The organism is Ruegeria sp. CJ2, from assembly GCF_056536745.1.
The window spans coordinates 70,556-83,637 of record NZ_JBQFQF010000005.1 but is presented as its reverse complement, the minus strand read 5'-3'; the positions used below and the strand labels follow the sequence as shown (position 1 = coordinate 83,637).

The 13,082-nt window shown below is 57.8% G+C and carries 11 protein-coding genes; 7 read left to right on the top strand and 4 right to left on the bottom strand.

Going from position 1 to position 13,082, the window contains the following annotated elements; genetic code table 11:
* Positions 1–4 precede the first annotated feature (4 nt).
* The 7 genes from ACR0MS_RS08925 to ACR0MS_RS08895 all read left to right on the top strand — a co-directional run bounded on the left by ACR0MS_RS08925 (position 5) and on the right by ACR0MS_RS08895 (position 8,772).
* On the top strand, positions 5–1,153 hold the full coding sequence (locus ACR0MS_RS08925; protein ID WP_480574007.1) for a carbohydrate ABC transporter permease: 1,149 nt from the start codon (positions 5–7) through the stop codon (positions 1,151–1,153).
* 9 nt (positions 1,154–1,162) lie between these two features.
* Positions 1,163–2,818, top strand: coding sequence for an alpha-glucosidase (locus ACR0MS_RS08920; protein WP_480574004.1), 1,656 nt, complete (start codon positions 1,163–1,165; stop codon positions 2,816–2,818).
* Positions 2,819–2,821: 3 nt separating this feature from the next.
* Complete coding sequence (locus tag ACR0MS_RS08915) at positions 2,822–3,910, top strand: ABC transporter ATP-binding protein (RefSeq protein ID WP_480574000.1); 1,089 nt, start codon at positions 2,822–2,824, stop codon at positions 3,908–3,910.
* A gap of 316 nt (positions 3,911–4,226) precedes the next feature.
* Positions 4,227–5,351, top strand: coding sequence for an extracellular solute-binding protein (locus tag ACR0MS_RS08910; protein ID WP_480573997.1), 1,125 nt, complete (start codon positions 4,227–4,229; stop codon positions 5,349–5,351).
* Between the two features lie 118 nt (positions 5,352–5,469).
* Positions 5,470–6,582, top strand: a complete 1,113-nt coding sequence (locus tag ACR0MS_RS08905; protein WP_480573994.1) for an ABC transporter ATP-binding protein — start codon at positions 5,470–5,472, stop codon at positions 6,580–6,582.
* Positions 6,583–6,595: 13 nt separating this feature from the next.
* A complete protein-coding gene (locus ACR0MS_RS08900) occupies positions 6,596–7,516 on the top strand; it encodes an ABC transporter permease (RefSeq protein WP_171125111.1) in 921 nt (306 codons plus the stop codon).
* Complete coding sequence (locus tag ACR0MS_RS08895; RefSeq protein WP_480573991.1) at positions 7,513–8,772, top strand: ABC transporter permease; 1,260 nt, start codon at positions 7,513–7,515, stop codon at positions 8,770–8,772. Before ACR0MS_RS08900 ends, ACR0MS_RS08895 begins: the two co-directional genes overlap by 4 nt.
* Positions 8,773–8,809: 37 nt before the next feature.
* Here ACR0MS_RS08895 and ACR0MS_RS08890 read toward each other — a convergent pair whose 3' ends face one another.
* From ACR0MS_RS08890 to ACR0MS_RS08875, 4 genes are read right to left on the bottom strand one after another with little or no spacing between them, the layout of a single operon-like run.
* Entirely contained in the window at positions 8,810–10,729 is a 1,920-nt protein-coding gene (locus ACR0MS_RS08890; RefSeq protein ID WP_480573988.1) for a beta-galactosidase, read from the bottom strand.
* Complete coding sequence (locus ACR0MS_RS08885; RefSeq protein WP_480573985.1) at positions 10,726–11,586, bottom strand: SMP-30/gluconolactonase/LRE family protein; 861 nt, start codon at positions 11,584–11,586, stop codon at positions 10,726–10,728. The genes ACR0MS_RS08890 and ACR0MS_RS08885 overlap by 4 nt, the downstream gene beginning before the upstream one ends.
* Entirely contained in the window at positions 11,583–12,188 is a 606-nt protein-coding gene (locus ACR0MS_RS08880) for a 2-dehydro-3-deoxy-6-phosphogalactonate aldolase (RefSeq protein WP_480573981.1), read from the bottom strand. The genes ACR0MS_RS08885 and ACR0MS_RS08880 overlap by 4 nt, the downstream gene beginning before the upstream one ends.
* Positions 12,185–13,078: a 2-dehydro-3-deoxygalactonokinase gene (locus ACR0MS_RS08875; RefSeq protein ID WP_480573978.1), complete on the bottom strand. Its 894-nt coding sequence runs from the start codon at positions 13,076–13,078 to the stop codon at positions 12,185–12,187. Before ACR0MS_RS08875 ends, ACR0MS_RS08880 begins: the two co-directional genes overlap by 4 nt.
* Between the last annotated feature and the right edge of the window lie 4 nt (positions 13,079–13,082).

Below are 13,082 nucleotides of genomic sequence, written 5' to 3'. Positions count from 1 at the left end.
GGCCATGAGCGATATTGCAGGAACCAAACCGGCGCTGCGCTGGGTCGTCCATGCCTCGGTCATTTTTCTGGTTGTGCTTTGGGTGGTGCCAACGCTTGGGCTGTTGATCTCGTCCTTTCGCACGGCCGATCAAATTGCCACAAGCGGCTGGTGGAAATCGCTGTTCCCGTCCGAACAGAACCTGACTTTGCGGTCCGCCGCGCCGGACACACAGGTGCTGGAAAACGGGGTTTACGTCATAGAAGGCAACCTATTTGACGCGGGAACCACGGCTACGATTTCTCAATGGGGTGTCAGCTCTCGGGCCGTGGATGCGTTTGTTCCGGGTGATACTGCTGAGCTGCGTCGGGGTGGTACGATCACTGTGGATGCGCAGGGCAAGTACAGGATGGAGAATTCGGAAGAATTTACCGGCAGCCGGGGCGCCCGTGTGTTCGTGACCGCAGAATTACCGCCCGAGTTCACGTTGGCCAATTACCACAAGGTCTTATTGGCCGAAGATTCCTCTGACAGTATGGGGCGGGCCTTTTTCAACACACTGACAGTGACCATCCCGGCGACGATTATCCCCATTCTGGTGGCGGCTTTTGCAGCTTATGCGCTGGCGTGGATGGATTTCCCAGGCCGCGCCCTGTTGATCGCAGCGGTCGTTGGATTGTTGGTGGTGCCGCTGCAATTGGCGTTGATCCCGCTTCTGAAATTCCACCTCAATATCGGGATCGGGAAAGGCTATCTTGGGGTTTGGATGGCCCATACCGGGTTCGGGATGCCGCTGGCGATCTACCTGCTGCGCAACTACATGGCTGGCCTTCCCCGAGACCTGATCGAGAACGCGCGCGTCGATGGCGCGACTGAGTTCCAGATCTTCACCAAGCTAATCCTGCCCCTGAGTTTCCCGGCGTTGGCCTCTTTCGCGATCTTCCAGTTCCTGTGGACGTGGAACGACCTGCTGGTCGCCAAGGTCTTTTTGATTGACGCGTCGGGTCAGACCACCGTTATGACCAACCAGATCGTCGAGTTGTTGGGCACGCGGGGCGGTAATTGGGAAATTCTGGCGACGGCGGCCTTCGTGTCGATTGCCGTGCCGCTCATCGTTTTCTTCGCAATGCAAAAATACCTGGTCCGGGGCCTGCTGGCCGGATCCGTCAAATAGAGGCTTCTGATGAACGTGCAGAACACCGTAGACACAACAAAAGCAACCCAAGCAGCGTCCGATTGGTGGCGTGGCGGGGTGATCTATCAGATCTATCCCCGCAGCTTTCAGGACAGCAACGGCGACGGAATTGGCGACCTGAAGGGGATCACGCAACGGCTGGGCTATATCGCCTCGCTTGGTGTTGATGCGATCTGGATTTCGCCGTTCTTCAAATCTCCGATGAAGGATTTCGGGTACGATGTCAGCGATTACCGCGATGTCGACCCGATGTTCGGAACGATGGCGGATTTCAAAGAGCTTCTGGATCAGGCGCATGGGCTTGGGCTGAAAGTGATGATCGACCTTGTGTTGTCGCACACCTCGGATCAGCACCCGTGGTTCAGCGAGAGCAGGTCCAACCGCGAAAACGAAAAGTCCGATTGGTATGTCTGGGCCGACCCGAAAACGGACGGGACCCCACCGAATAACTGGCTGTCGATCTTCGGAGGCTCGGCCTGGCAGTGGGACTCGAGGCGGTTGCAGTATTACCTGCACAACTTCCTGACCTCGCAGCCCGACTTGAATTTCCATTGCCCGGCGGTTCAGGACGCCTTGCTAGACGTGGCCCGGTTCTGGTTGGATTTAGGCGTCGATGGGTTCCGGCTGGACACGATCAACTTTTACTTCCATGACAAGCAGCTGCGCGACAATCCCGGCCTGCCGATGGATCAGCGCAACGCCTCGATTGCGCCGATGGTGAACCCCTATAACCATCAGGACCACCTTTTCTCCAAAAGCCAGCCCGAGAATATCGCCTTTCTCGAACGGCTGCGCGCGCTGACCGACGAATATGACGGCCGCGCCTGTCTGGGTGAGGTCGGCGACGCGCAGCGCGGGCTTGAAATCATGGGCGAATACACCACCGGCGATAAGCGGATGCACATGTGCTATGCGTTCGAGTTTCTGGAAAAACGCGCCCTGACCGCGTCTTATGCCAAACAGGTTTTTGACCAGCTTGAGGACAAGGCCGGTGATGCATGGCCCTGTTGGGCGTTCTCGAACCATGACGTGCAACGTCATGCCTCGCGCTGGGGTCTAAGCGATGCGGCCATCCGGCAACATGCGGTTCTCATGATGTGCCTGCGGGGGTCTGCCTGCCTGTATCAGGGCGAGGAACTGGGCCTGCCCGAGGCGGATGTAGCATTTGAAGACCTGCAAGACCCTTACGGCATCGAATTCTGGCCAGAATTCAAGGGACGCGACGGGTGCCGCACGCCGATGGTCTGGGCCGCGCAGGACGAACACTCTGGGTTCAGTAAAGGGCGTCCCTGGCTTCCGGTCAGTTCGTCGCAAGCCGAGCGCGCCGTGGACCGGTTGGAGCAGGACTCCAAGTCGATGCTGCACCACTACCGCCGTGCGATCGCGCTGCGCCATGCGCATTCCGCTTTGATGTCGGGGGCACAAGTTCAGATGGTTCAATCCGGCCCAGTTCTCTCGTTTGTGCGTGAAGGTCAAAATGAACAGGTTTTCTGTGCCTTCAATCTGGGGTCGGGCCCGGCAGAAGTCGCCGTGCCGGACGGTAACTGGCGTGTTATCGGGGAGGAGTTGGGCAGCGTCGGCGGGTCAGGAAAACTGACCCTCGACGCTGCTCAGTTCTGTCTGATGACTCGGGAAAAGGGGTAGGTCATGTCGGAACTCAATCTCACGGATGTCGCAAAGACCTATGGCAGTATTGATGTCCTGAAGGATATCAACCTCGACATCGAGCGCGGCGAGTTGATTGTTTTCGTTGGACCGTCCGGCTGTGGCAAGTCCACTTTGTTGCGCATGATTGCGGGGCTGGAGAAAATCTCGGGCGGGACGCTTGAGATCGAAGGGCAGCTCATGAACGACGTGCCTCCGGCGCAGCGCGGTATTGCGATGGTGTTCCAAAGCTACGCGCTTTATCCCCATATGACCGTGCGCGAGAATATGGCCTTTGCCCTCAAGATTGCGAAACTGCCTGCCGACGAGGTCAACGCAGCCGTTGAACGCGCGGCCCGTATTCTTCAGCTTGAGCCGTTTCTGGATCGTTTGCCCAAGGCGCTGTCGGGGGGGCAACGTCAGCGGGTCGCTATCGGGCGGGCCATCGTGCGCGACCCCAAGGTCTATCTGTTCGACGAACCGCTTTCTAACCTTGATGCCGCCCTGCGGGTGGCCACGCGGATCGAAATCGCGCGTCTGAAAGAGGCGATGCCCGACAGCACGATGATCTACGTAACCCATGATCAGGTCGAGGCGATGACACTGGCCAGCCGGATTGTGGTGCTGGCCAACAAGGGCATTGCTCAAGTCGGTACCCCGCTGGAGCTTTATGAGACCCCGGATAACGAATTTGTCGCCCAGTTTATTGGCTCGCCCTCGATGAACCTGTTGCCCGGTGTCATCACACAAACGGGAGCAACGACCATTGTCGAGTTGGAGGCTGGTGGAACGATCGCCAGCAATATCGCGACCGAGACAGAGGACCAGGGCAAACATGTGAATGTCGGTATCCGGCCCGAAGATTTTGTTCCAAGCGACGACGCGACCGCCTTTCAGGGTGTCGTGGATTTCACCGAAGCCTTGGGAGAGGTCACCTTGCTGTATTTTGAGAACCGCAAAGGGGCCGAGTCCGTGATTGCCAAACTGCAAGGCATTCAGCGTAATATGCGGGGGCAAACCGTTGCCCTTTCAGCCAGCCCCGACAAGGTGCATCTGTTCCACAACGGCACTTCTATGCGCAAAAAGCGCTGATTTCCCTGCCGAATATAGAATCGCACCTGCGCCCGAAGTCCGGTTCTTACCCTTTCACGCGTCCGATGGAACCGGCGCTGCCAAAATAAGCAGCAAACGCGTCTTGCGTCCCTTGTTGGGGGCGCAATACGCTTTTTCACGCAATCCGCGCCAGCCCCTTAGTTTCATTGCAATACACAGCAGGTGAACGGCCCATCGTTTTCAAACTGGACTTATGAAAATCGGGAACTGTCACTTTTGGACTGACAGCCGGATCGCAAAGGTCTAGCCTGTGTCCATAAAAACAAAAAAATGGATTTGCAACGGGAGTAAGACAATGACCAAACACCAAAACCTGTCCCGGCGGACGGTACTCAAAGGTGCGGGCGCGGCGGCGCTGGCAGCACCCCTTTACAGCAAAAGCGCGCTGGCCTCTTCGGGTGAGATCAACATTCTGATGTGGTCTGACTACCTGCCGCCCAGTTTCTTGGAAGAGTTTGAAACTCTGACCGGGATCAAGGTGAATTACACCGGTATCGGGTCGAACGAAGAAATCATCAACAAGATGAAGGCGACCAAAGGTCAGGGCTTTGACATTGTCTCGCCCACCAACAACCGGTCCCTGCAATGGGAGCCGCTGGAGCTGTTGCAGCCCTTTGACATGAACAAAGTGCCGATTGATCTGGTGAATCCGGCGATGGCAGCGATCGGCACCGACGCCTGGAACTTTGCAGACAGCGGTGTTCACTGGTTGCCGCATATCTGGGGCACCGAAGGGATCGCCTATCGCACCGATCTGTGGCTGCCCGAGGGCGATGCGCCTTCTTATGGCGATGTCTGGTCTGAAGAGAACGCCGGCAAGACCATGGGCCGCGCACACTCCATGATGCTGGGTGCGGGTCTGTATATGGAACGCGCGGGCGAGATGGAGCCGGGTTCTGTCTGGGCGGCCTATGGTGACGAAGACACCATGCGCAAAGTCTGGGGTCAGATCACCGACTGGTGCGTTGAACGCAAGAACCGGATCAAGCTGATCTGGAACGACGCGGATACCCAGAAAAACGGTCTGCTGAACGAAGGTGTTGTGGTCGGTCAAACTTGGGATGGTCCGCCGCTGGCGCTGAAATCGGCAGGTGAGCCGGTGCACTATCAGGCTCCGGTCGAAGGTGCGATGGCCTGGGTTGATGGTATCGCGATGCCGACCGGTGCGGCGAATATCGACCAGATCTACGCCTTCATCGACTTCGCTTACCAGGCAAAACCGGCTGGTGTCGCGATTGACAGCCATGGCTACAACTCGCCTGTTCTGGGCGCCGATCAGTATTCCGGCGACACCTACAAGAAGAACTTTGCCGAAGCGTATCCAGGCGACTCTCTGGCCAATCTGAACCCATGGCCGGCCGAGGCCCCGTGGTATGCAGAAACCCGGACCGAGTTCGTCAACAAGTTCAAAAGCGCCTGATCGCTATGAAATCATACCCTTCGCCACCCGGCGAAGGGTAATCGAACCGCGCACCGACAAGGTGCGGCGGACACTATTTCGGTGCGCGTAGCAAACGCACCAGACGGAGATACCAAAAATGAGTGCTGGGGTCGGTGTAGATCTTGAGAACCTTTGGATCCGTTTCGGTGACTTCGTCGCCGTGAGGGACGCCAATGTGAACATCAACGGTGGCGATTTCTTTTCGTTCCTCGGGCCGTCTGGTTGCGGCAAAACGACGATTTTGCGCGCCGTATCGGGGTTTTTGGACCCAAGCGAAGGCAAGGTCCTGATCGGCGGCAATGACATGCGAGGCATCGGTCCGAACAAACGCCCGACCGCGCTGATCTTTCAGAACCTCGCGTTGTTTCCCCTGATGAAGGTTTGGGAGAACATTACGTTTTCGATGGAAATAAAGGGCGCCAGCGCTGCTCAGCGCCGTAAGCGCGCGGACGAGTTGCTGGACATGATCGCTCTGCCCGGTCAGGGCGACAAGCTGCCCAGCGAGTTGTCTGGCGGACAACGTCAACGCGTAGCCATTGCACGGGCGTTGTGCGCCGAACCCGACGTGTTGTTGCTGGATGAACCGCTTTCGGCACTCGACCTCAAATTGCGCCAGCACATGCGGACCGAATTGCGCGAGATCCAGCAGCGGGTTGGCATCACGTTCATCTATATCACTCACGATCAGGGTGAGGCTCTGACCATGTCGGACAACATTGCCGTCATGCGGGCAGGCGTGATTGACCAGATCGCTGACGGCAAAACGATCTATAACGATCCTAACACGGCTTTTGCCGCGTCATTTGTTGGTGAAAACAATGTGTTCCGAGGCAAGATCAAACAGATCATGGGGACCGAAGCCCTGATCGCCACCAACCGGTCCGGCGATCTGGTTGCGCGGATTTCCAGCGCCAATCAGGGCAAGATGAAAGAAGGCGACGAGGCGATGATGTTCATCCGCCCCGAGGCTTTTGCCATCGCGCCCGAAGGCGCATCGGGAAACCATTTCGTGACGGCGCGGGTCAACCACGAAGAGTTCGAGGGCAACGTGTTCAACATCTTCACCGAAGGTGAGGGCGGCAAAGAGATCAAAGTGTCGATCCCGAACCACGGACAGTCCTTCCAAGACCACACCGGACAGAACATCACGCTGGAATACGAGACCCAAAACGCGGTTCTGGTCCCGGCGGGTGAACTGGCTGCGGAATAAGAGGGTCGGAAACATGCCCAAATTCCTCAAGGAGTTTTTCAATCGCAACGGCACCGGGATGGGGCTGGCGATATTGGGGCTGGTCCTGTTCTGGACCATCGGCCTGATTATCCTGCCGCAACTCTCGATGCTTGATTTTTCGTTCCGTCCGAACCTGCCGCCGCCGGAAATCGGCGGACCAAAGGACGTTTATACGCTCGAGAACTACAAATACCTGATTTACGGCCCGGAAGGGGGATCTCAGGACTACAATTCGGTCGACCTGAGAGTGTTCTTCAGAACGCTGCTCGCGGCTGTTTGCGTGACCATATTCAACCTGATCATCTGCTATCCGATCGCCTACTATCTGGGGCAATCCAAAGGCAGCCATATTCGCATCTTCGCGATCATGCTGATCATACCTTACTGGATTAACGAAATCCTTCGCGCGTTCGCGTTGCGGATCATCTTTGGCGAAACCGGAGTTCTGAACACCCTGTTCATGGGTCTGGGGATCTGGGACACGCCCTTTGACTTTATCCGCAACGACATCGCCCTCTATGCGGGTCTTGGATATGCTTACATCCTGCTGATGATCTTCCCGATCTACAACGTGATCGAAAGCCTCGATCACAACCAGATCGAGGCCGCGCGTGATCTTGGCGCGCCTTGGTGGAGGATTCACTGGCGTGTGGTCATTCCCTACGCTAAGCCGGGCATCAGTTCGGGCTGCACGATGGTTTTCATGCTATCCGCTGGCGCCCTTGCCGCCCCGCAGATTCTGGGCGGCCCGTCCAGCCTGTGGTTCACGCAACTGATCTACCAGCAGTTCAACGACAACAATGACTGGCCGCAAGGCGCTGCCTACGCGATCGTTCTGCTGGTGACCTGTATCTTGTTCGTTCTGGCGGTCATGCGCCTGTTCAAAGTGAACATGGGGGATATCGGGAAATGAACCTCTCTTTCCTTCGTGTAAGCATCTGGGTCTATCTGGTCCTTTTCTTCCTGTACCTGCTTGGTCCGCTTGTGATCATGTCGGTTACGGCCTTCAATTCCTCGGCCTTCCCGCGGATGACTCCGTGGGAGTGTCTGACCTTTCAGTGGTTCGGGGATCTGTTTCAGGACCAGCGTATTCTGAACGGGATCAAGAACTCGCTGATCATCGGTGCAGGAACGGTCGTTCTGTCGGTTGCGATGGGGCTGGCGGGTGCGCTCATGCTGACCCAGATTTGGCCCAAGCTGCGAGCGACCTACTACACGATCATCATTGCCCCGATCCTGATACCGGGCGTGGTTTTGGGTATATCGACGCTGGTGTTCTGGGACCGGATTAACCGTATGCTCGGGCTGGGCGCAGATAGCGTTTTGTCCAACGGGGTTTTCCTGACTGTGATCGGTCAGTCCACCTTTATCGCAAGCTATTGCATGCTGGTTCTGGTGGCGCGGCTGCAACGGTACGACATCGCGCTGACCGAGGCCGCTCTGGACCTTGGTGCAACCCACGCACAGGCGTTTCGCAAGATCCTGCTGCCATTCATGCGGCCCGCGATCGCTTCGGCGGCTGTGCTGGCGTTCCTTGCATCGTTCGAGAACTACAACACGACAACCTTTACCTTTGGCGAATACCCGACACTGACGATCGAACTGGCGCAGAAAGTGCGCTATGGCATCACGCCGTCGATCTCGGCGCTGGCTTTCATCATCGTGGCGCTGACCGTGTTCTTTGCCCTACTGAACGAGGCCAAGCTGAAGCGTCAGGAATTGGTTGCAGCCGCGCGCAAGAATGCCACGGTCGAGGAGTTGGCAGGGAAAATCAAACTGCCCAGCTTCTTTGCAGGCAACATGGCTGCTGTGCTTCTGGTCGTGTTCGCTGTCGCCACGATTACCGTGGTCGGCACGGCGACCGCGTATAACCCGGCCCAGTGCATTGCCAATGTCAAAGAGGAAAAACGTCTGGAAGCCGAACAGCGTATCCAAGAGCTGCGAAAGCAGCGCGAGGAACAGCGCAAAAAGCGCGAAGCTGAGGAAGCCGAACAAGGCGATGCGGGGCAATCTGCGCCTAAACCTTCTAACAACAGTGGCTTTGGCAACGTGTTCGCGCCGAACACTTTGGGCAGCGGTGAAGAAGAAAGTCAGGAAACCGAAACGCCACCGTCAAATAACGGTGGGTTCGGTGGCGTATTCGACCCGAACAGCCTTAATTCCGAATAATTGAAAGCCTGACTAAGGCCGACTGCGCCCGGAGAGATTACCCCTCTTTGGGCGCATTTTTTGTCAGTATGGCAACGTCGCACGCGTTGACCTTTATTCCGTTCCATTCCACGGGTGTTGCGTTGTAGTTGATCAGGAACGTATGGCCCTTGGTGTCTCGCCGACGAAGGCCGCCGGGCATCGGGTGCAGCGTCATTCCCACCTGTTGCGAGGCCATCTTGATCACACGATCCCACAGCGCCACATCCGGGAAGCCCGCCAGATACCAAAACCCGTTTTCGCCTTTCAGGGCAGAGGTGCCATCCTCAAAGGTCAGCAAATCGGGTGCTGACCCCGACAAACGGTCAACCCAGTGCTGCGCTGCGCCGCCGCCGTCGACGTTGCGCTTTACCGATGGGGGCAGCGTCTCAACCAGATCAACATCACAGTCCAAACCCGACAGGCCTGGGCGTCCCGTTTTCGGAATTTGGAAATCCGGCGTGATTGCCCCTGAGCGCGGGCCGAGGACAGCCAGATCGCATCCTTTGCCGAGTCGTCTTTCAAGGTCGCTATCCACACTCGCCAGACCCGGCGCAAGGATCACTTTGTAAGCGTTCTCGGGGATCTTGTCCGACGATAGGAAATCCACTGAAAGCCCGGCTCGTCGCAGTGCGCGGTAGGCCGAAAACACGAGGCGGAAATAATCGAAACCAGCGCCGTGTGGTTGTGTCGCCCAGGCCCAGTCCGACGCGTAGTCGAAAACGATAGCGACTTCCGCCTTGCTTTGTTGGACCTCGCCCAGTTGGGACAGCACATCGCTGGTTCGCTGCGCTTCGAACAAGGCCGGAGCCGGTCGGTTGTTCGACGTCAACAATCCTGCATGCATCTGCTCTTGCGCGAACGGTGCCTGCCGCCACCGAAAATAACTGACCACTTCGGCGCCATGCGCCACCGCTTCAAGCGACCAGAGCCGGACCATCCCCGGCAAGGGCGCCGGATTGTACGGTGCCCAGTTCACCGGACCCGGCTGTTGTTCCATGACCCACCAGCGCCCGTGCCCGACGGCGCGATAAAGGTCGTGATGAAGCGCCTGCATGTCGGGGTCACCTTGCTGCAAAAAGGCCGTCTTGTGCGCCTCATCAGCCTCGAGCCGGTCTGACAGGAACCCGATGGGATAACTGTCCCATGTAGCGATATCCAGATCTGCCCCGACTTTGAAATGATCAAACTCCAGCGTGCGACCCATGTAGTTGTGCAAAAGGGGCGCGTGCGTCAAAGGGCGCAGAGCATCGACCTGCGCTTTGTTGAACTTTACCACCTGATCGGAACTGAACCGACGAAAGGCCAGAACATGCGCCGGGTTTGGTTCTGTCACTGTCAGATTTGGCAGGTCGATCTGGTCAAACCCGTCATATTCCATCGACCAAAAGACATTGCCCCAGGCAGAGTTCAGCGCATCAATGGTGCCGTATTGATCCTCAAGCCAGTTCTGAAAGGCGCGCAGGGCAGGGTCGCTGTAGCTGAGTGTTGTATCATGGCAGCCATATTCATTGTCGATCTGCCACGCGGCGACATGGGGATTATTCCCGTAACGCTTGCCCATTATCCGGGCAATACGGGCGCATTCGGCAACATATCCTGCGTGGCTGAAACAATAGTGTCGGCGCGATCCGAACTTTCGTGGTTGCCCCTGTGCATCAACCGCCAGCATGTCGGGGTGTTTTTCCTGCATCCATCGCGGTGGCGTCGCCGTGGGCGTTCCCATCACGATCTTCAGCCCGGCCGCCCCGAGTGTTTCAACGGCCCGGTCCAACCAGTCAAACTGCAGGTCGCCCGGGGTGGGCTCCAGCCGGCTCCAGGCAAACTCGCCGATCCGAACCCAGCTCAACCCGGTTTCGATCATCTTTTGGGCGTCGTCCGTCCACATATCCTCGGGCCAATGTTCGGGATAGTAGCACACGCCAAGTTCTGGCTTCATAGGATGACTCTGTGTTCTGGTTGCCCTTTACCGGCATCAATCGCGGCAAAGGTCATTCCGTTCGAGGGGTGTTGTGAGAGGGTGGTTTCGTCCAGACCTTCGCGCGCGGTCGTGCAATAGAGTGTCGTCAGGTCTGCTCCGCCAAATGCCGGGCAAGACACGTGCGCGGCGGGGAAGGTCACAGCTTTCAGGAATTGACCGTCGGGGTCGTAGGCCGCCACCCGGTGCGCGCCCCATTGGGCAATCCAAATATTCCCTGCCGTATCCGCAACAGCGCCGTCGGGGTTCAGACAGTCCACCCGCAGATCGAGAAAAACCGTGCTTTCGCCTTCAGGCCATCCGGTTTCGGCGTTCAGTGCCCACCGCATGACCCGTTTGGTCGCTGTGTCAGTATAATACGCGCAGGACCGGTCCGGTGCGAAACAGATGGCGTTCGAGATCGTGATATTTGGCACAAGCTGTCGTAGCTCGCCCCGCCAATAGCGATAGATCGCGCCCGCACCTGGTTCGGCGTTCTTGCCCATCGTGCCGATCCAGAACCCGCCCCAAGGGTCGGCGCGGCCGTCATTTGATCGCGTGACAGGGTTGTCAGCCTCCAACGCGACGACAAGGTCTTTCGTGTTACTCGTCAGATCGAAACGCCACAGCCCGGTCTCAGACGCGATCAGCAGGGTGTTTTCATCCACCCATCCCGCAGCCGAAACATGTTCCGGGAAGTCCCAGCTGAGTTGTTCGCCGTCCCTTTGCGACATCATGCGTTTGTTGATGATATCGAACCAGAAAAGCTGCTGCCTATTGGGGTGCCACAACGGTCCTTCGCCCAATTCGCAGGGGCGGTTGTCAAAGATCGGGCTCATCCGGCGGCCTCGTCATAGGCCGATACGATCCGCTGCGCCCGGTCCGCGACCTCGCGCACGGTCATACCCGGCTTGAAAAGCGCGGAGCCTATGCCAAAACCATCGGCACCGGCTTTGATCCACTCGGCAAAATTCTCAGGACCGGCACCGCCCACCGCAAAGATCAGTGATCCCGCAGGCAGGACCGGGCGCAATGCCGCCAGACCGGAAGGCCCTGCCATCACACCGGGAAACAGTTTTAACCCTGTCGCTCCGGCCTTGAGCGCGGTGAAGGCTTCGGTTGGGGTATAAACTCCGGGCCAGCTCTGCATGCCCAGTTCGACCGTGCGATGAATGACCTCCGGGTCGCAGTTGGGCGACACGACAAGCTTTCCGCCAACGTGGGCCACGTCGTCTACTTGCTGCGGTGTCAGAACGGTTCCCGCTCCGATCAGTGCCTGATCGCCAAATTTCTCTGACAAGAGCGAGATGCTGTCCAACGGGTCGGGTGAATTCAGCGGAACTTCGATCCGGTCGATACCTGCTTGGATCAGGGCATGTCCGATTTCTGCTGCTTCGGTCGGTTGCAAGCCGCGCAGGATGGCAATGATGGGACGGCTCATACAGTTTGCCTCGTCAGGAGGCGGGCTTGAAACAGACCCGCCAGTGTGGATTGCGTTGTGTCGACAGTTTCAACAAGAGCACCTTGTTGCTTGAGGGCGTTTGCATAGACCGCTGCGATGCCTTCGGCACCGATGATGGCAATTTGCTGACCCAGCCAATAGGGGCGGCTCGCCGCCAGTTCCGCGCCAATCAAAAACCCGGAAAGTTGGGCTCGCGCGACACCGGTGTCTTGGCCGTGCAACAGATCAGCGGCCCGCAAGCCAAACAATCGTGCTGCAAGCTGTTCTGGTTTCGACAAGGTGTCCGCGACTGCTTCGGCAAAGGCGGCGTTGTCCCACCCCTCGCCAACCGAATGTCTTAGAACCGATTGACCGCGCAACAGCTCAAACAGTTCACCGGTCATGAACGTCCGGAAACTGACAACTTCATTGGCGCTGATCTGCACCCACTTGGTATGCGTCCCCGGCAGGCAAAGGACGCCGTCCCAGTTTTGACGGCTGGCCAAAAATCCGGCGATCTGGGTTTCCTCACCGCGCATGACATCCGGCGGAGCGTTTTGTTTCAACCCGGGCACGACAAATGTGCGAATGCGGGCGTCCGTGTCGGGCACACGGATTGGGGCAGCTGGAAGAGGGGCGACGGGGACGGTGGAATAGGGGGCCTCGACCCAGCCTTGCCTTGCGCCGACCATGCCACACGCGACAACGTCTGTTGTGGTGTTGCCCAACCAACCTTCGATCAGGTCCAGCAGCGCGGATTGAAACTCATGTTTGGTCAGACGGGCCATGCCGTTGTCGGATTCTGCCTGATCCAGAATCTTTTCGCCCTGCATCGCCCATACCCGTAGATGAGAGGTTCCCCAGTCTGCTGCGATCCATTCAATACTCATTGCA

Coding starts and splice junctions, on each gene's coding strand:
- ACR0MS_RS08925 (WP_480574007.1), top strand. CDS start 5: ATGAGCGATATTGCAGGAACCAAACCGGCGCTGCGCTGGGTCGTCCAT.
- ACR0MS_RS08920 (WP_480574004.1), top strand. CDS start 1,163: ATGAACGTGCAGAACACCGTAGACACAACAAAAGCAACCCAAGCAGCG.
- ACR0MS_RS08915 (WP_480574000.1), top strand. CDS start 2,822: ATGTCGGAACTCAATCTCACGGATGTCGCAAAGACCTATGGCAGTATT.
- ACR0MS_RS08910 (WP_480573997.1), top strand. CDS start 4,227: ATGACCAAACACCAAAACCTGTCCCGGCGGACGGTACTCAAAGGTGCG.
- ACR0MS_RS08905 (WP_480573994.1), top strand. CDS start 5,470: ATGAGTGCTGGGGTCGGTGTAGATCTTGAGAACCTTTGGATCCGTTTC.
- ACR0MS_RS08900 (WP_171125111.1), top strand. CDS start 6,596: ATGCCCAAATTCCTCAAGGAGTTTTTCAATCGCAACGGCACCGGGATG.
- ACR0MS_RS08895 (WP_480573991.1), top strand. CDS start 7,513: ATGAACCTCTCTTTCCTTCGTGTAAGCATCTGGGTCTATCTGGTCCTT.
- ACR0MS_RS08890 (WP_480573988.1), bottom strand. CDS start 10,729: ATGAAGCCAGAACTTGGCGTGTGCTACTATCCCGAACATTGGCCCGAG.
- ACR0MS_RS08885 (WP_480573985.1), bottom strand. CDS start 11,586: ATGAGCCCGATCTTTGACAACCGCCCCTGCGAATTGGGCGAAGGACCG.
- ACR0MS_RS08880 (WP_480573981.1), bottom strand. CDS start 12,188: ATGAGCCGTCCCATCATTGCCATCCTGCGCGGCTTGCAACCGACCGAA.
- ACR0MS_RS08875 (WP_480573978.1), bottom strand. CDS start 13,078: ATGAGTATTGAATGGATCGCAGCAGACTGGGGAACCTCTCATCTACGG.